Annotated in this window: 12 protein-coding genes and 2 pseudogenes; 13 read left to right on the top strand and 1 reads right to left on the bottom strand. The window is 50.6% G+C overall.

Features of this window, described 5'->3' with window-relative positions; genetic code table 11:
* Position 1 precedes the first annotated feature (1 nt).
* From PVOR_RS16580 to PVOR_RS16545, 9 genes are all read left to right on the top strand, one after another.
* Entirely contained in the window at positions 2 to 961 is a 960-nt protein-coding gene (locus PVOR_RS16580) for an ABC transporter permease (RefSeq protein WP_006210546.1), read from the top strand.
* 18 nt (positions 962 to 979) lie between these two features.
* Positions 980 to 1852, top strand: coding sequence for a carbohydrate ABC transporter permease (locus PVOR_RS16575; RefSeq protein ID WP_006210545.1), 873 nt, complete (start codon positions 980 to 982; stop codon positions 1850 to 1852).
* Positions 1853 to 2002: 150 nt separating this feature from the next.
* The gene (locus PVOR_RS16570; RefSeq protein ID WP_006210544.1) at positions 2003 to 3583 is read left to right on the top strand and encodes an extracellular solute-binding protein; all 1581 of its coding nucleotides are present in this window, start codon (positions 2003 to 2005) and stop codon (positions 3581 to 3583) included.
* A 112-nt stretch (positions 3584 to 3695) separates the two neighbouring features.
* A complete protein-coding gene (locus tag PVOR_RS16565) occupies positions 3696 to 4628 on the top strand; it encodes a response regulator transcription factor (protein WP_234972990.1) in 933 nt (310 codons plus the stop codon).
* On the top strand, positions 4588 to 4746 hold the full coding sequence (locus PVOR_RS31900) for a helix-turn-helix transcriptional regulator (protein WP_006210542.1): 159 nt from the start codon (positions 4588 to 4590) through the stop codon (positions 4744 to 4746). Before PVOR_RS16565 ends, PVOR_RS31900 begins: the two co-directional genes overlap by 41 nt.
* Positions 4743 to 6614 carry a cache domain-containing sensor histidine kinase gene (locus tag PVOR_RS16560; RefSeq protein ID WP_006210541.1) on the top strand — a complete coding sequence of 624 codons (1872 nt, stop codon included), beginning with the start codon at positions 4743 to 4745 and terminating at the stop codon, positions 6612 to 6614. The genes PVOR_RS31900 and PVOR_RS16560 overlap by 4 nt, the downstream gene beginning before the upstream one ends.
* A gap of 15 nt (positions 6615 to 6629) precedes the next feature.
* Positions 6630 to 7397, top strand: a complete 768-nt coding sequence (locus PVOR_RS16555) for an SDR family NAD(P)-dependent oxidoreductase (protein ID WP_006210540.1) — start codon at positions 6630 to 6632, stop codon at positions 7395 to 7397.
* 8 nt (positions 7398 to 7405) lie between these two features.
* Complete coding sequence (locus PVOR_RS16550) at positions 7406 to 9712, top strand: heparinase II/III domain-containing protein (protein WP_006210539.1); 2307 nt, start codon at positions 7406 to 7408, stop codon at positions 9710 to 9712.
* Positions 9696 to 12065 (top strand): DUF4962 domain-containing protein, encoded by a 2370-nt coding sequence (locus PVOR_RS16545; RefSeq protein ID WP_006210538.1) that lies wholly within the window; start codon positions 9696 to 9698, stop codon positions 12063 to 12065. Before PVOR_RS16550 ends, PVOR_RS16545 begins: the two co-directional genes overlap by 17 nt.
* 170 nt (positions 12066 to 12235) lie before the next feature.
* Here the strand turns inward: PVOR_RS16545 and PVOR_RS16540 are convergent, their stop codons facing one another.
* Positions 12236 to 13123, bottom strand: a complete 888-nt coding sequence (locus PVOR_RS16540; RefSeq protein ID WP_006210537.1) for a helix-turn-helix transcriptional regulator — start codon at positions 13121 to 13123, stop codon at positions 12236 to 12238.
* Between the two features lie 192 nt (positions 13124 to 13315).
* On the opposite strand from PVOR_RS16540, the pseudogene PVOR_RS16535 reads away from it, so the two are divergent.
* From PVOR_RS16535 to PVOR_RS16520, 4 genes and pseudogenes are all read left to right on the top strand, one after another.
* Positions 13316 to 14343, top strand: a pseudogene (locus tag PVOR_RS16535) (Gfo/Idh/MocA family protein); the annotation flags it as partial.
* 371 nt (positions 14344 to 14714) lie between these two features.
* Complete coding sequence (locus PVOR_RS16530; protein ID WP_006210536.1) at positions 14715 to 15548, top strand: hypothetical protein; 834 nt, start codon at positions 14715 to 14717, stop codon at positions 15546 to 15548.
* 279 nt (positions 15549 to 15827) lie between these two features.
* The gene (gene hprK / locus PVOR_RS16525; RefSeq protein WP_006210535.1) at positions 15828 to 16745 is read left to right on the top strand and encodes an HPr(Ser) kinase/phosphatase; all 918 of its coding nucleotides are present in this window, start codon (positions 15828 to 15830) and stop codon (positions 16743 to 16745) included.
* Between the two features lie 164 nt (positions 16746 to 16909).
* A pseudogene (locus PVOR_RS16520) lies at positions 16910 to 18416 on the top strand (arylsulfatase).
* Positions 18417 to 18440 lie beyond the last annotated feature (24 nt).

Genomic DNA, 18440 nt, shown 5'->3' with positions numbered 1-18440 from the left:
GATGGCCGAACCAACAAAAGCAGTAAGCAAGGCGCTGCCGGGAAAATATACCAAGCGCAAAAACATATTAGGCTTCATGTGGAAATACAGGGCACTGTATTTCATATCCCTACCAGGTCTTCTGTTCTTCGGATTGTTCAAGTATGTTCCGCTTATGGGCTCTGTCATCGCATTTCAGAATTATAATCTGTTTGCCGGCGTGACCCAAAGTCCATGGGTGGGTCTCGAGCACTTTGAACGAATGTTCCAGCATTACGATTTCTTGAAAATATTACGCAATACGCTTCTACTGGGCACGTACGACATTTTGTTTGCTTTTACAGCGCCTATTGTTCTGGCATTACTCCTTAATGAGGTTCGCCAAGTCGTTTACAAGAAGATTGTGCAGACCATTTTCTATGCGCCGCACTTTTTATCATGGGTCATTGTAAGCGGTATCTTTGTTGGCATTCTGTCTCCATCATCCGGGATCGTGAATGTGATGCTGGGCTGGTTCGGCATGGAGCCGATCTATTTTCTTGGAGAGGATTCCTATATTCGTTCTGTGCTGGTGGGCTCCGGATTATGGAGGGACGTCGGATGGGGGACCATCATCTATCTTGCGGCGCTTGCAGGTATCAACCCGGATCTCTACGAAGCCTCCGATATTGACGGAGCGGGCAGATGGCGTCAGACCCTCAGCATTACGCTGCCGGCATTGCTTCCTGTTATTACGATCCTGTTCCTGCTCAAGATTGGGGATTTCATGGATTATGGATTTGAACGCGTCTTTGTATTTCAGAACCCGCTTAACATTCAATCCAGCGAGATTCTGGATACGTACATTTATAAGGCTGGCCTGCAGCAGCTTCAGTACAGCTATGCAACAGCCATCGGGGTGTTCAAATCCGTTGTCGGCTTGTTCCTGATCTCGATAGCAAACACCATCAGCAAGAAAGCGACCGGCGAGTCGCTGTATTAGAGGGGAGTGACATCCAACGTGAAATATGACAGTGCAGGCAGAAAAATGTTTCTTGTATGCAACTATATTATCCTTACCTTTCTTGCACTCACCATGCTGTTCCCTTTTCTCAACGTGATCGCTCAGTCGTTCAGCAGCCCAGGTGCTATCGACCGGGGAGAGGTCATGTTCTGGCCGGTGGAGTTTACGTTCGCTTACTACCAGCATGTATTCAATGACGTCTCCATTTGGAGAGCTTTTGGAATCAGCGTTTATATTACAGTGTTCGGGACCTTCATTAATCTGGCTGCTACTGCCTCACTGGCGTATCCACTGTCCAGACCCGAGTATGTAGGCAGAAAAACGATCATGATCATCATCCTGATGACGATGATTTTCACGGCGCCGCTGATTCCGCAATTTATTCTGATGCGTGAGCTGAATCTGGTGAACACGCTCTGGTCGTTGATGCTGCCAACAGCAATCAGTGCATTCAATCTGTTTGTGCTTCGAACCTTCTTCACCCAGATTCCGAATGAACTGATTGACTCGTCCCGTATTGACGGATGCAGCGAGGTCCGCACATTATGGAGCATCGTGCTTCCGCTGTCGAAGCCGGCATTGGCGACGGTAGGCATATTCTACTCGGTGACCAACTGGAACAAATACATGGATGCACTCTACTATATCAACGATCGAGCCAAGTATCCTCTGCAGGTGAAGTTAAGAGAGCTGCTCGTGAACGAAGGATTGACCGATACAGGCAACCTAGCGTTTGAAGCAAGCTCCCAGTCCGTGCAAGGCATCCAGATGGCGGTTATTCTGGTAGCCACGGTGCCCATCATTCTTCTGTATCCGTTTCTGCAGCGGTTCTTCATTCATGGGATGATGATCGGGTCGATCAAAGAATAATTCAGTGGAGTAGTCCAAAGCGTGATCCTAAAAAAACGACAAACCGAGCCAAAGACATTCCTTGTTCCCGCCCTGACGGCTCTCTATACTGATATTAAGTTTGAAAGCGCTATTATGAGCGACTATATTAGCTTGAAAAGAGGGGTAATCATGAGAAAAAGGTGGACGCGCGCGCTCACGGCAGGTCTTGTTCTGACCATGCTTGCTGGCTGTGCGGGCAACAATGGAGGCGACGCCGGGACCCATGCCGGTGGCGGTAAAACAGAAGGCGGGGAAGCAGCGGGAGCAACAAAATTCTCCATCTCGATGCGGACGCTCAACGTATCCTACGTGGAGAAGAATGCGGATATCAACAAGGATAAATATGTGCTGGAGCTGGAGAAAAAGACGAATACGGACCTTGATATCCGTCTCATTCCACATAATGAGTACCAGGATAAAATGGTGCAGATGTTTGCAACGAACGACATTCCGGATGTGGTGCAGGGAACTGGCGGAATCAGCGGCCCTGAGCTGGCTGGCGCTGTCGAGAACGGAGTGTTTCTGCCGCTGAACGATCTTCTGCAAGAGCACGGGCAGGATCTGCTCAAGTTTATCCCGGAGGAAGCCTGGAAGCGGATGACGGACTCGAAGACAGGCAACATTTACGGGATTCCCGAAATTCTCTCCAATCCATCCAGACGGGCAACATGGATTCGTACCGACCTGCTGGAGAAGGTGGGCAAGGAAATTCCGACAACGGTTGAGGAGACGATGGACGTACTCCGCGCGTTCAAAGAAGCCGGGGTGGAGCAGCCTTATGCCGGTCGCCAGAACTTCAAATATGCCGATACCTTCTTCGGCGCTTATGACGTACTGGGCTATCTGAACCAGTTCAAAGTGTTCCCGGACGGGAAGGTAAAGCCTACCTTCTTCGACGAGGAGAATATGAAGCAAGCGATTGGAATCTATAAGACAATGCATGAAGAAGGACTGATCAGCAAGGAATTTGCCACGATCGAGAGCGCTGATTTCAAGTCCATCGTAACGAGCGGTAAAGCTGGCATGTGGTCCATGAATGCGAATGAGCTTCCGATCTGGGGAACCCAGCTCACCGAGAATGTACCGGATGCCAAAGTAGCTCTGATTCCATCTCCGGTAGGACCTGATGGCAAGGGGGGCTATGCCCATTATAATCCGGTCACCCGTTCTTTCTTCATTAACGCCAAAGCGAAGGATAAGGCGGAGGATATCGTGAAATTCTTCAACTGGATGGTCAGTGAAGATGCGGAATTGTTCTTCAGCTTCGGGATTGAAGGCGAGGATTATCAAGTAACCGATGGCAAGCCGGTCTTTGAGGTTCCGACGGATGCCGCCGGCGCGGATAAAATGCGGTATTTGAACTACTGGCTGTGGCTGGTGCAGGATACAACGTACAACAAGCGCGTATCCGAGCTGTCCGATTCCGGCAAGGAACTGATCAGTGCCTTTGATAACATGCTATCGAAGGAAGGTCGCCGCGGGATCGAGTTTGATCCGAGACTGGAAGCGATGGTTAAGTACCCCGAGCTGAATCCGAAATCGGATGAACTTCCGCCTCTGATCCTGGAACATGTCCTGCGCATGGTATACGGCAGGGAGCCGATCGAAGATTACGGCAAGGTGCTGGAAGAATACCTGTCCAAAGGCGGCAACGAGATTATTGAAGAAGCAACGAAACGATTTAACGAAAAAGAAAACGCTTTCGAATAAGCAGAGCATGTTTTAGTATAGTGTTGAAGAATGACTCCTCTGCTTGAATCAAGCAGAGGAGTATCTTGCTAAAGCTAAACTACTCTCGCTGCTTTCGAAAGGGGAACGGGTAATGTACCGCATTCTGGTCGTTGATGACGAACCTATGATAAGAATGGGCTTGGCGAAACTGATCACCCAGGCGGATCCTTCGATGATTCAAGCGGATACGGCCGAGAACGGCATTGAAGCATTGGAATCGATCCAGACGACACGACCGGATTTCATTTTCACGGATATCAAAATGCCAAAGATGGACGGCCTGGAGCTGAGCAAGCAGCTTTATGAGAAATATGGCGACATTACGGTGGTGGTTATCTCCGGTTACGGAGATTTCGAATACGCTCAGAAATGTATGTCGTATGGGGTTAAGGAGTATTTGCTTAAGCCTGTGACCAAATCGGTGGTACATCACACGATGAATAAACTGATGTCGGACCGGAAATCGATGCAGGAGAAACAACGAATGTATTTCCCTCTGTCCAAGCTGGAGAATTGGCTGGAGCAGCTGGAGCTCGCCGTATGGCATTTGCAAATGAATGACATCCAGGCCAAACTGCAGGAAATTGAGGATTATTGCAATGAGCGCAGGCTTGAAGCCATTCAGCTTCAGGAATTGCTGGATGAGCTCTACGCGAAGCTGATCAAGCAACTTAACGGCAGGGATGTGTATTCGTTTGAGTCTTTGGCAGGAATGCCCGAATCGGAAGCTGGCGTGAAACGCAATACCTTTGAGGATTTCCGCCAGGCAGTGGATCAGACGGTGAAGCTCATTCGGGAGAAGCGAAAAGGCAATGCCAAGGAGCCTGTTGAAGAGGCAAAAGCTTACATTGAACGCAATCTGTCCCGGGATCTCTCGCTTGACGAGGTTGCCGATATGCTCGGACTCAACCCGTCTTACTTCAGTCAGCTGTTCAAACAGATGACGGATGAGACCTTTGTCCACTACCGGATACAAAAAAAGAATGGAGAAGGCGAAGAAACTTCTCGCCATCCCGCACTATAAAATAACGGATATATCGTTCGAGGTGGGGTATGCGGATCATCCCCATTTCACGAAAACCTTCAAGAAGGTAACCGGGTATACCCCCTCTGAATACCGGGAGCTGCTGGGGATCGAATGATGCGGAGGAGTTTGTCCCGTCAAATTTTTCTGTATTTTTTTATCGTTGTATTGTTCTCGCTTACCACGGTCGGCGTTTTCTTCTACATGAAATCATCTGAAGCGATTGATGAGCAGGTAGAGAAGTATATGACCACCGTGATCACGAACGCCGCAAGACAAACGGACAATCATCTGCAAATGTTTGAGCGGATCAGCAATACAATTCTGCTGCAGGATACCGTCAAGAAATTTCTGGATATGGACCCTAGCGACAGCTACGAACACTACAGGTTCACGAATCTCATCCGCAAGGATGTCTTTCAGAAAATTTTCATTCAATATCCGACCCAAACGCACATGATGTATATTCTGGGATTTCACGGCAGGTCGATTTTTGATCAGAATCAGAATTTCTCCGCGATGTCGATTGATCCCACCGATCGCCTCCGGGAATTGATGAAGAAGACTCCGGAAAACGGGGAATTTGTCATCCTGAAGACCAGCTTGCTGGAGCAGGATCGGGATAGCGTGATTACCGTTGCGCGCAAAATCCGGGGGATGAATTCGTACGAGGTAAAGGGCGTGCTTGCGGTTGAGTTCAATGAAGATCAACTGTCCAGCTTATGGAACGGCGTTGATCTGGGAGAGCAGGGCTTCTTCTTCATCCTGGATCGCGAAGGTGAAGTCGTTTATGCGCCCGAGCATGTGGATATGGACGGAATTACGGCAACGGATCTGCCGGAGCGCATTATTGCGAAGGGCGACAACCGCTTCATTGAACCGGTGCTTGGCGACAAAACGATGATCATCTCGCGCCAGTCTGAATATTCGGGTTGGAGTCTTGTCATTATGATGCCGCTGGAAGAGCTGCGTGCTCCCATTTCAGGGATTCGTTCTACCACCATTATTGTAGGTTTGGTCACGTTGATTATTGCGCTCATCCTGGCCTACAGATTTGGCAAATCGATCGTGAATCCTATTCGCAATCTGAAGAATGGCATGAGGCAGACAGAGAAGGGGAATTGGACGCATATCTCTGACGCAAAACCGCGGGAGGATGAAATCGGCGGCTTGATTCATAGCTACAATCTCATGGTCAGCCGGTTATCCGACATGATCGAGCAGGTGTACGATACGGAGCTTCACAATCAAAAAACGCAGCTGGAGCTGCAGGATATACAGCTTGAGCGTCAGCGGGCAGAGTTTCAGGCGCTGCAGCTGCAGATCAATCCGCATTTCCTGTACAACACACTGGAGACGATCAATTGTTACGCCATCGTCCAGGATTCGGATGAGATCTCGGACATGGTGGAGGCCATGGCCTTCATGCTCCGTTATTCCATTCAGACCAATCTGGAGGAGATCACGATTGCGAACGAGCTTAACCATGTGCGGCATTACATGATGATATTAAAGCATCGCATCGGGCGCGACTTTGAAATCGAGGTAGCCACGCCGCCAGAGCTCTTGCTGGAGAAAATGGTCAGGCTCTCCCTGCAGCCCATCGTCGAGAACATATTCCAGCATGCCTTTCCGGAAGGAATAGAAGCATGGCATTATATCCGCATTGACACGCGGATTGAGCAGGGTAATCTGCTGGTCATGGTGGAGGACAATGGGGAGGGCATTGCAGACAAGAAGCTTCATAATTTGCGCAAGAGGCTGGAGGAGAACCGTCTGGTCGATGATGATGACGGGATGCACGTCCGCCGCAGGGGCGGCATCGGCATCGTCAATGTTCATCGGCGCATCCAGATGGTCTATGGCGAAGAATACGGGATCACGGTTCACAGTTCGCCGGATCAAGGCACAAGAATTGTCATGACTATGCCGCGTATGGAAAGAGTGCGCGAACAAGACAGCAGGCTGAAACAGCTGCAAACCTAATCAGGAGGGATCGACATGCATATTAACTTATCGGGAAGTATTGCTCTGGTCACAGGTTCGAGTGGAGGGATTGGCCGCGCGGTCGCGTTGATGCTGGCAAGAAGTGGAGCCAAGGTGGCGCTGAACTATCTGAACAGCAAGGAAGCCGCAGAAGAAGCTGTTGCCGAGATCAGAGGTTTTGGCGGTGAGGCTCATGCATTTCGCGCAGACGTTACGCATGTGGAGCAGGCAGAGGCACTTGTAAGCGAAGTCGAGAAGGCTTTTGGCGGACCGGTTACGATTCTGGTTAACAATGCAGGGCATTTGGTTCAGCGCCTGTCGAATGCGGAAATGACCGAGGAGCTGTACAACAAGGTAATGGATGTCAATATGAAGAGTACGGTATTCGTCAGCAAAGCGGTCATCCAAGGAATGAAAGCGGCGGGCACCGGTCGCATTGTAAACATGACGTCGGTAGCCGCTCACAATGGCGGCGGGCCGGGAGCGAGTATTTATGCAGCCAGCAAGGCGGCTGTCCTCAATTACACCAAAGGGCTGGCGAAGGAGCTTGCTTCCAGCGGAATCCATGTGAATGCCGTATCGCCGGGCTTTATCGGACAAACGGCGTTTCATGCTACTTTTACCCCGGATGATGCACGAAAGGCAACGATTCAGGGCATTCCCCTCGGCCGTGAAGGAACTCCGGATGATGTCGCAGGCACCGTGCTGTTCCTTGTATCGGAACTCTCTTCTTATATAACTGGGGAGACGATCGAGATCAACGGCGGCATGTTCATGCGATGAGGGAAGGGATGAAGGTGGCGGCGAAGTTGGGCTCCTATGGGTGGGGCGAACGCACAGTAGATATTCTTAAGGCTGAGCTTGATCAAGTTATCGAACGTGCGCTTGATATTCCCGTTGATCCCGGCGGATGGTGGCACCAGTATGTGTGCCCGCGCCATCATACGGAGCTGGTGTTTGATCCGCTTGAAGCCGATGGAAGAACATTCCTCTGCCCTTACGGATGTGAATGGGAAGGGGAGCCCTATCGGGGAGCGTGGCTTGTGTTCAAGCATCAGGCCATGGCCCGATATGTTCTGCAAGCTGCCGCGGTTTATGCCGCCACGGGAGAGAGGGCATATGCTGAGCTTGGAAAAAGACTGATCATACGGTATGCAGAGCAGTTTCCGCTGTATCCTGTACATCCGGAGGCGCAGCCCTGGATGCTGAAGGGGAGGGCGTTCCATCAGGCTTTAACCGAAGCCATATGGGCCACAACACTGCTTCGCGGTTACCTGCTTTTGCGTGATGAGGGTGTTCTGCTTGATGGAGCAGATCAGCAGAAGATGGACTCATTCCTCCAGATGCTGGAGAGCAGCATGACGGAATACCATCACATTTTGACCCAAGAGCGGGGGGATCCCGAGAACAATTACACAGCGTGGTTGATTGCCGCCCTGTTTTGTATTTATGCGGTGCGCGGCGAATCCGATAAGCTCAAACATCTGTTGGAGAAGGAGGGCGGCCTGCGGCAGCATCTCACTATAGCCGTCCGACCGGATCAGCTCGAATTCGAAGGCAGCATTTACTATCACGTATTTGTCCTCCGCGCTTATCTGATTGCTGCCGAGATGGGAGACAGGATGGGGGAAGGGCTGTATTCCCTGAGAGGGGAGCAAGGTCAATCCATGCAGGGCATGCTGACGGTATTGGTTCGGTTGGCAGACCAGAACGGAATGCTGCCTGCTCTTCACGATGGTCCCTACCGAAGGGTTCCCTATGCGCGTGAAATTGCCGAGATTGTGGAGATCGGTTTATCGGTATATGGAGATCAGGGCTATCGTGGACTGTTAACCCATGTATATAGGGAAATGAACGGTGACAATGGCAGGATCGGCATGCTGGAAGCCCTGCTGTACGGTGCGGGCAGGTGGGATGGAAGAATCGGAACGGCCGCTCCGGGCGTGAAGGATGTTCATGATGGGAGACGAGGAGAGGGAAGGGAGGTACAAGGAGTATGGGAAGCATTCGAGGCCCCGGAAGCCTCGAAAGCATCCAAGGCGCTCGAAGAGCCCGATGAGCCCGAAGCGTTTGAAGCATCAGAAGTTCCCGAAACATCTGAAGCATCTGAAGCGCCCGAAACAGAAGAAACATCTGAGGTGTCAGAAGCATCCGAAGGCCGAGGCGTTGCAACGATGGATCCGACCGCTGGTGCAGTGCCTTCTCTGGTACTCCCGGACAGCGGGTTCGCACGGTTAAGGACTAACGATACGAGTGGAATCCAAGCGCTTGTTGATTTTGGTCCTCATGGAGGCGCGCATGGTCACTTCGATAAGCTTAATCTAATGCTTCATGTGGGGCATCACCCTCTTTCCCCGGACCGTGGTACGGTCCCTTATGGATCGGTACTGAAAAAAGAGTGGTATCCCCATACCGCCAGCCACAATACCGTGACAGTGGGTGGGCGCTCCCAGCTTCCGTCGCAAGGCAAGTGCATGGCGTACCAAGCGGCTTCGGACTGGTCGTATATTTGGGTCAGGGCTGATCAGGCCTACGATCAAGGCGTTCTGGACCGGCATCTCCTATTGACGGAAGACTGGCTGTTGGATTGGTTCGAAGTTGAATTGGAAGAGCCTCAGGCCATCGATTGGTGGTTTCATTATATAGGCAGCGGGAAGGTGAGCGGGGGGGCGGATGCGGTCAGAGACCCTGGAACTACCAATTTCGGAAGTCAGGATGGGTATGCGTATATAAAAGAACACCGCAGGCTCCTTATGTCTAAAGACAGCCTTCAGTTGGATCTTCATATCGCCCGAGCGTCGGGTCCTTTAGCGGCAGTATCTTTTGTCCCCTTCGAGGGTATGGTGTGCTCCCAGGTGGAGTCACCTGGAATTGCGGATGATCCCACCCGCAGGATGGAAGGCATACGGCTTCATCGGACGGGTTCCAGCGCCCGCTTCATTGCCGTTTACCGAAGAGGCGACAAGCCGGTCACACTGACATGGAAGCCATCAGGGGATGGGGAATCGCTCAACTTATCCGATGGAACAACCACAAGGAATTTTGGTATGACAAAGAGCGGGTTGAAGGAGAGGATACTCGATGAAAACCTTGTTTGAACCGAAAAGCGGACTGCTGTCCGTACCGTATCAACCAGACGAAGAGACGAAACTGTTAGAGAATCCTCCCCGTTTCACCTGGATGCCAGGACAGCTTGAGAATGATCGGTACATGCTGCAAATCTCGTCTTCGCCTTCATTTGAAACGGAAGTTACAACGACGATAGCACCGATCCCCTACAATTTGTATACGCCGGATCATGCTTTGGAGCCCGGTACCTATTATTGGCGCTATGCATTGCTGATTGGCGAGCAAGCCGGTTATACAGCCGAGGATGGCAATAGCTGTTCTTCATGGAGTCAATCCCGCATGTTTCATGTACCGGAGGGGCTTCCAAAAACTCCTTTGCCTGGCCGGGCGGCGCGGTATGAGGGCACGAATACCGGACATCCGAGGCTGTGGCTGGATGCGAGGGGGGTGGAGGAATTTCGCGAGCGACTGCGCAACGATGATGACTACTGCGGCTGGCGGACATTCTACGAGAAATCGGTGGTGCCATGGCTTGATAAGCCGTTAATTCCAGAACCCGAGCGCTACCCGGGCAACAAACGCGTCGCGAAGCTGTGGAGAAAAATGTACATGGACTGCCAGGAAGCGCTTTATGCCATCCGGCATTTAAGCGTGGCAGGGGTTATTTTGCAGGATAAAACCATGATTTCCAAAGCGAAGGCTTGGCTGCTTCATGCCGCGAGCTGGGATACGGAAGGTACAACGTCAAGAGATTACAACGATGAAGCCGCCTTCCGCATGGTCGGTGCTATCGCGTGGGGGTATGACTGGCTCCATGATGTTCTGAGCGCTGATGAGATTGATCTAGTCAGAGGGGTCTTGCTGCGGCGTACGGAGCAGGTAGCCTTTCATATTATGGAGCGATCGAAGATTCATCATGTGCCTTATGACAGTCATGCGGTTCGATCGTTGTCTTCCGTGCTTGCGCCCGCCTGTATCGCCATGCTTCATGAAGAGGTCCGGGCACAGGCATGGCTGGATTACACATTGGAATACTATGCTTGTCTCTATTCACCTTGGGGTGGAGAAGATGGAGGGTGGGCCGAGGGGCCGCTTTATTGGACGACCGGCATGGCTTTTGTGATTGATGCGCTGAACCTCATTCGTAATTATGTGTCGATTGATTTCTACAAACGTCCGTTCTTCCGGCGAACGGGGGACTTTCCACTTTACTGCAGCAGCCCGGATACGATTCGCGCCAGTTTCGGGGACCAGTCCTATCTCGGTGAGCCGGTCAGTCTGAAGACCGCGTTCAATATTCGCCAGTTTGCAGGTATTACCGGAAACGGGCATTACCAGTGGTATTTTGAACAAGTTGCCAGGGCGGATACGGATCCCGATACTAAATTCTACAATTACGGCTGGTGGGATTTCCGGTTTGACGATATGCTGTATCGGCATGATTATCCACAGGTAGAAGCCGTTCCTCCTTCCGTTGCGGTTCCCTCTGTCTTAGACCACACTTCGGAATCGAAGGACGGATCACTTCAAGCCGTCAAGTGGTTCCGGGATATCGACTGGGTGGCGATGCATCACCGGATGGATGATCCGGATGAGCATATCATGTTTTTGGCCAAGAGCAGCCGCTATGGCTCGATGAGTCACAGCCATGGTGATCAGAATGGCTTTCTCCTGCACGCCTACGGCGAACCTCTAGCTATTGAGAGCGGTTACTATATCGCCTTTGGAAGCTCGATGCATATGAACTGGCGGAGACAGACGCGCTCCACGAACAATATTCTCATTGATGGCCACGGACAGTATGCGGGAAAAGACAAGGTGCTCTGCATGGAAGCGGGCGGGAAGGTTGAACGCGTGGACGCTTCCCCGGGTTATGGTTATACCCGAATGAACGCAACGCAGGCTTATCGGGAGAATGTTCCTTACCTGGAGCGATATGTTCGCGAAATCTACTTCTTTGATGAGGATTATTTTGTTATTGTGGATACGGTAGACCTTGTTAAACTAGCCAGCATCGAGTGGTTATTCCATACCCTGAACCGGATGAAGCTCTCAGGGCAGACCTTCCGGGTGATGGGCGACAAAGCAGAGATGGAAGGGCGCTTTGTATACAGCTCATCCGGCGATTTATCACTGCATCAGCATAATCAATTCACGGATGTCGAGCCTGAAGAGATCGAGGGGCTTGATAACCAGTGGCATCTGCACGCCAAGACGAAGTCGGCCCAAAGCCATCGGATTGCAACTCTCCTGGTTCCCATGAAGAAGGATGAGAGCAAGTACGTTTCGTATTTCCTGGATGATCAGGACCACGGCGTGCATATTTATTTTACGAATGGAGACGGGAAGACGAGGAAGGTCGAGGTTCCTAAGGCGTACTGAGCTTTAAAGCTGATGTTGTATTGAAAATTCAAAGAGACTTAAACTCCAGCCAATTTTGATGGGAGTTGAGTCTTTTTTTGCATGCATGATTGGTGCATATTCGCTATGTTCCGAGTTCGGAGAGAGGCTTGCGAACTTAGGACTACTATGGCTCTCAGGAGTATATTGACTTAATTCAGTCTTGCCTGGGAGGGTGTCATGCCCTTGTACTGTTTGTACAGCTTGGTAAAATAATTCGGATTGCTGCAGCCGACGATACCGGCAATTTCCGTGATGGTCCATGTCCGTTCACGAAGCAGCCTCTCCGCTTCATTCATTCGGGTCAGGTTGACGAAATCAACGAAGGTGCGTCCCGTTAAACGTTTGAACATTTTGCAAAAATGAAAGGGATTCAAGCCGACCTGGGCTGCGGCATCCTCCACCGATAATTTCTCGCCGATGCTGGACTCGATCCGATGGATCAGTTGTTTATACCGGTCCCGATTCACAAAATACGGCTCCACTGTCTTCTCAGCCAACTGAACTGGAGAAAAGATGCGCGAGAGCAGGACGAAGAGGGTGTACAGCTTGGACTTGACAATGAGCTGGTAGGCTGGGCGGCGTGAGTCCAGTTCATCGATAATTTCATCCAGCATTGGATAGCAATCTGCACATGCAGGCTGGCTCTCGGCTGGCTTCACCGGGAAGCGCAATCGCCCTTCCATAAAGGGGGCGACATAGCGGGCATGGATCGGGTCATGAAGGAACTCATTGAAGAGGGACGCATTCACCACCAAACAATCAAATGATACGTCGCCGTCCTCAAGGGCATATCCCACATGCAGGCTGCCGCCAGGAATGATGATCACATCACCGGCTTGTACAGGATAAGGGGTTGTATCGATATGGAAGACGGCATGTCCCTGGCGCATGTATATGATCTCAAAGTGCTCATGCCAGTGGAGATACAGGACACAGTCTTTCGCGGATGCATTCGAACAGACGTTGTGGAATACCTGGATTGGATAGGATTTATAGTCGAGTCTGGTATTCTCGTGAAGCTCTTTGGGATTGGACATAGGAATTCACCTCAGACCGCAAGATAAGAGTGGTATTGCACAAGGTTATATAGAGATATTGTTAAGTTTCACTATTATAATGAAGTAACTTCATTTACATTAAGCCAATATCGGAGTGATTTCAACCGTAAATACGATGAATTGAAAACGGTTTATAACACGATAACTTGGATCAGGGGGAGTTTTGCAAACATGACCACAGCGTTTAAAGTTGTTATTGCAGGATGCGGCAGCATGGCGAATACATGGGCCGATTATGCGAAGGGACGAGGGAATGTCGAGATTGTGGGGCTTGTCGATATCCAGGAGGATTTTGCAAAGGCATTTGCAGATCGGCATGAACTCTCTTGTCCTACGTTTACGAATATTACGGAGGCCCTTAATTCGACTGAAGCCAATGTAGTATTCGACGTCACCATTCCTGCCAGCCATTACGGGATCAGCACCGCAGCGCTTCAGCAGTGGGTGTCATGTCTTCAGTGAAAAACCTTTAGCGGAAACAATGACAGAATGTCTGGACATCGTCAGGCTTGCCGAGATGTCAGGCCTTACGCATGCCGTGATGCAGAACCGCCGTTTCGACCCGCGAATACGGGCCTATAAGGACTTGATTGACAGCGGAGCGATCGGGAAGCCGGGCTTTAGTCGGGGCGGATTTTTTCCTCGGTGCCCATTTTGGCGGATTCCGGGATCTGATGGACAGTCCGCTGCTGCTTGACATGGCGATTCATACCTTCGATCAGGCTCGAATGATCAGCGGAGCCGATCCGGTGTCTGTGTACTGTCAGGAGTTTAACCCGCCCGGCTCCTGGTATGCCGGGAATGCGATGGCCCTATGCATATATGAAATGTCGGACGGCTCCGTGTTCAATTATCGGGGGTCCTGGTGTGCCGAAGGCGCTCAGACTTCCTGGGAGTCGGCATGGCGGGTAACCGGAGAGAAGGGGACTGCCATCTGGGACGGTCATGATGAGATTTATGCGGAGATTGTGGCGAGCGGGGATCAAACGGGCCATTTTATTCGAAAATATGAGCGGGTAGAAGGGACTCAGCCCGTTATGGAAAAGACCGGTCATCACGGCTGCCTGGACAATATGTTCAACGCGCTTGAAGCGGGTATCAAGCCGGAGACCGACTGCAGCGACAACGTTTACAGCATGGCGATGGTGCTCGCTGCCTTGGAGAGCGCGAAGTTAGGGCGGAAAGTGATGATTGCCGACGTTTATGAATGGGCAGCGTTAGGGTATACCTATTTCATAACCCGAAATAAATATGATCAAAGAAGAACGTTAAAGCCATCGCGGAAGCGCGGTGGCTTTTGATTTTTCGGTGAAACTTAAAACAAGAATTCATGCGCTCGGAGTGGAGCTAATGGTTATTGTCGGGTGGGCAAAAAAATTATATCCACGAGAGGATAAATGATTCACTTTTGTACATGGATATCGACTGTACTGGCTTCGGTCTAGCTTAAGTTTGAAGGAAGCTGCTGAAAAAACGCTTTAGTGTTTGTTTCGTTCGATATATAATGTTTCTATAGGTTCATTTAATTTCATTTAGGTTCATTTAATGTCACGAACAAGGAGAGAATATCATGCCAAGAATCAAGATCGAATGGCTGAATTGTGATGATGCTGTCAGGGTGGAGAAGTATACTGACTCACACAACTCGGATGGAAGCGTGATGGAGCGGGAGGAAGAGGGATTCACTTATCTGGCTTGTCAGCAGCTGGAGTACGCCGCTGGCGACAAGTATAGAATTACGTTAGAGCACCCTAATCGATACTTGGTCGTTCAGATGGATGAAGCGCTTTATCCGTCTCTGGTATATGTAAAGGGAAACGTCTGGGAATACGAGCTTCCATTATCGTATAAACAAGCGTATCCCGAGAAAGCTTTTGTCGGAGTGAAACATTATGTCACTGCCCGGTATGCAACTGACTGCGAGATTAGCCAATATCGGAATCTGGCCTTGAATGCCCATGATCAGAAGCATGATTCCAGCGCATTTCCGCATGCTCACGCCAATGTAGAAACCAGGAATGATCCAACCTTTTTTGCGCGCAATGCAATCGACGGCATTTACGCCAATAGCAGTCACGGCTCATACCCGTATCAATCCTGGGGAATTAATCAACAAGCGGATGCGGAGCTGACCCTGGATTTTGGAAGAACGGTTGAGCTGGATCGGCTGGGCCTTGTATTGCGAGGCGATTTTCCTCATGACAGCTGGTGGAGGGAAGTGACGGTTGTTTTCTCCGACGGTTCAGAGGAGCGGCTGCATCCCGTGAAGAGCCGAAGCATCCAGTATTTTGACATTCATCCCCGCAGGGTAGAGTGGTTGGTGCTTAAACGCTTAATCAGAGGCGATGAAGCGCTTTATCCGGCATTAACCCAGATTGAAGCTTTCGGGAGAAATGCACTCTGAGCCGAAGAAAAGCGCTAAAAAAAATCTTGAAGTTCGTACATGTAAAAATGATCCGAGTTGAACGGGAAAGCATATCCGCATGAAGGTCGCCCTATTGGCGGCTTTCTTATTTTTTACGATACAAGTTCTTGATAAGTTCTTGCCCCCCGGCACTTGGATAGCACCGTCCTTGACAACCATTTGCAGGAGAACACTTGTCGTCTGTTGAATATATCGGAAACTGCAATAAATATTAGGCGTATTACAAGTACACCTTAGCCGCAGGAGGAGAACATCAACATGAAGTCGATCACCGTTCAGAGCCTTACGGACATGTTTCATCTGGAAGTGCTTGCAGGTGCTAATTGCATGGACCGCTTGATTACCCGTCCACAGACGCATAGACCGGGACTGGAGTTTGTCGGGTATTTTGATTTTTTCCCCATGGAGCGAGTACAAGTACTCGGCCGCAAGGAAATTAACTATTTATTAACGCTAAGCATAGAAGAACGGAAGCTGCATATCGGGAATATTGTCAAATATCACCCGCCGTGCTTTATTGTGACGTCCGGCCAGCAGGAGATTCCTTATCTGACCCTTTTCTGTGATCAGGAGGGCATTCCGCTGCTTCGGACAGCAGAGACAACAACCGAGTTTATTGCCAAGCTGGACAGCTATTTAGTGAAGACATTGGCACCGGAGATGTCGATCCATGCGGTATGCGTGAATGTATCGGGCATCGGCATTCTGCTCAGGGGAAAATCCGGGATTGGCAAAAGCGAGACCGCCCACACCCTTATCCGAAGAGGCCATCGATTCGTGGCAGACGATATCGTGGTTCTCAAAAAGCTTAGTCCGACAACTCTTCTCGGTACGCATAATGTGACCACTCGCGAGTTCCTCGCGCTCCGAAGCATCGGTCTGATCAATGTTGTACGCCAATACGGGCGCACGGCGTTTCAGGACGAGACGCGAATTGTTCTCGATATCGAGCTGTCTCCGTGGCAGGACAATTCACTGAACAATGAGCTGGAGGCCGTGCCTCAGTTCACCGAATACCTGGGTATTCAAATTCCGCATATCGAGGTTCAGCTTCAGCCGGGACGCGACGTAGCCAGCCTGATCGAAGCGGCGGCTAACAATTGGTATCTTAAACAACTTGGTTACAGTGCCGCAGAAGACTTCATGAAACGCGTTGAAAACGAAATGCAGTCATGATGGATATGAAATAAGCAAGGATAGATCATTTAATATCAAGCCAAATGATAAGAAATCGTATATTCTAAATTTAATAGGCTCGTCTGACCTAGGCAGACGGGTCTTTAGCATGTAAATAATGGTAAGATCTAATAGATAAGAGTGTATAAGCTGAGGAGGGATAGATGATGAATTCGACAGAAAACCAAGGAAGGCCCAATGTGCTGCTTATTACGGTTGATCAGATGCGTTATGACTGCCTCAGCATTGCTGGTCACCCTGTCGTGGAAACGCCTAATCTGGACGAACTCGCAAGGACTGGTGTACGATTCAGCCGTGCGTATTCTGCTACCCCCACCTCGCGTGCCTGCGAGAGCAGCCATATTCACCGGCCAATCGCAGCGGGCTCATGGGCGTGTTGGTTATCAGGACTCCGTTCCATGGAATTACAAGGAGACGCTGCCGGGGGAATTGGCCCAAGCCGGTTATCATACGCAGTGCATCGGCAAAATGCACGTTTACCCCGCACGCCACTTGATGGGGTTTCATAATGTCATGCTTCATGATGGTTACCTGCATCACAACCGCAACAACCACAGCATTCCGGTGCAGCAGCATTACGACCAAGTCGATGACTATGTACAATGGCTCCGCGAGAGGGTGCCTGGTGCGGACATGATTGACCTTGGTCTTGACTGCAATTCATCAACCGTTGCCCGCCCATGGCATTTGGCGGAAATGCAGCATCCAACGAACTGGGTGGTGACGCAATCCATTGATTTTTTACGGCGACGGGATCCTGGGAAGCCGTTCTTCCTGTGGATGTCTTTTGTCAGGCCCCATCCTCCGTTCGACCCCCCGCAGGCATACTTGGATCTGTATGAGGATGCTGACTTACCGGAGCCGCCGGTTGGTGATTGGGCAAGGACGGAAGACCCGGAATTGGCAGGATACTCCCCTATAACTGGACGTGGATTGGTTCCGAAGCGCCGTCTGCGCAAAGCGATGGCTGCCTACTACGCTCTGATCACGCATCTCGATCATCAAATCGGCCGTTTTTTGCAGTCGCTGAATGAATATGGAGAGCTTCACAACACGGTGATCCTGTTTACATCCGACCACGGGGAGCTGCTGGGAGACCACCATTTGTTCCGAAAGTCTCTTCCGTATGAAGGGAGCACCCATGTTCCGTTTATTGTCAACGACCCTGGTAATCGATTAGGCTTAAAAAGGGGCGCGGTTTCGGATTCTGTTGTGGAGTTGCGGGACATCATGCCCTCCCTTCTGGAAGCAGCCGGCGTGCCTGTACCAGAAACGGTGGAAGGAAAGAGCATCTGGAGACTCGCATTAGCAGAGAATGAGGGCCAGATCGATCCCGCTTGGCGTCAGCATCTGCATGGTGAGCATGCTCAGGGGGCTCAGTCCCATCACTGGGTAACCGACGGGAAAGAGAAATACATCTGGTTTTCCCAAACCGGGGAGGAGCAGTTCTTTGACCTGGTACATGATCCAAAAGAGCTGCACAATGCCATTGCCGATGAGGGTTGCCAAGAACGTATCCGTCATTGGCGCGTGGTTCTCATGCAGGAGCTTGATGGACGTGAAGAGGGTTATACGGATGGCGAACGGTTAATCACGGGCAAGAAGCCGATAACCGTATTGTCCCATATCCATGGTATTGCGCAAATATAATCGAGGCTATAAAAGGAGAAAAAA

The organism is Paenibacillus vortex V453, from assembly GCF_000193415.1.
GTDB classification, from domain to species: Bacteria; Bacillota; Bacilli; order Paenibacillales; family Paenibacillaceae; genus Paenibacillus_AQ; species Paenibacillus_AQ glucanolyticus.
This window is presented reverse-complemented; position numbering and strand designations above follow the sequence as displayed.

Excerpts from the sequence above, each read along its gene's own strand:
- PVOR_RS16580 (WP_006210546.1), top strand. The coding sequence starts at position 2 with ATGGCCGAACCAACAAAAGCAGTAAGCAAGGCGCTGCCGGGAAAATAT.
- PVOR_RS16570 (WP_006210544.1), top strand. The coding sequence starts at position 2,003 with ATGAGAAAAAGGTGGACGCGCGCGCTCACGGCAGGTCTTGTTCTGACC.
- PVOR_RS16565 (WP_234972990.1), top strand. The coding sequence starts at position 3,696 with ATGTACCGCATTCTGGTCGTTGATGACGAACCTATGATAAGAATGGGC.
- PVOR_RS31900 (WP_006210542.1), top strand. The coding sequence starts at position 4,588 with ATGGAGAAGGCGAAGAAACTTCTCGCCATCCCGCACTATAAAATAACG.
- PVOR_RS16560 (WP_006210541.1), top strand. The coding sequence starts at position 4,743 with ATGATGCGGAGGAGTTTGTCCCGTCAAATTTTTCTGTATTTTTTTATC.
- PVOR_RS16555 (WP_006210540.1), top strand. The coding sequence starts at position 6,630 with ATGCATATTAACTTATCGGGAAGTATTGCTCTGGTCACAGGTTCGAGT.
- PVOR_RS16550 (WP_006210539.1), top strand. The coding sequence starts at position 7,406 with ATGAAGGTGGCGGCGAAGTTGGGCTCCTATGGGTGGGGCGAACGCACA.
- PVOR_RS16545 (WP_006210538.1), top strand. The coding sequence starts at position 9,696 with ATGAAAACCTTGTTTGAACCGAAAAGCGGACTGCTGTCCGTACCGTAT.
- PVOR_RS16540 (WP_006210537.1), bottom strand. The coding sequence starts at position 13,123 with ATGTCCAATCCCAAAGAGCTTCACGAGAATACCAGACTCGACTATAAA.
- PVOR_RS16530 (WP_006210536.1), top strand. The coding sequence starts at position 14,715 with ATGCCAAGAATCAAGATCGAATGGCTGAATTGTGATGATGCTGTCAGG.
- hprK (WP_006210535.1), top strand. The coding sequence starts at position 15,828 with ATGAAGTCGATCACCGTTCAGAGCCTTACGGACATGTTTCATCTGGAA.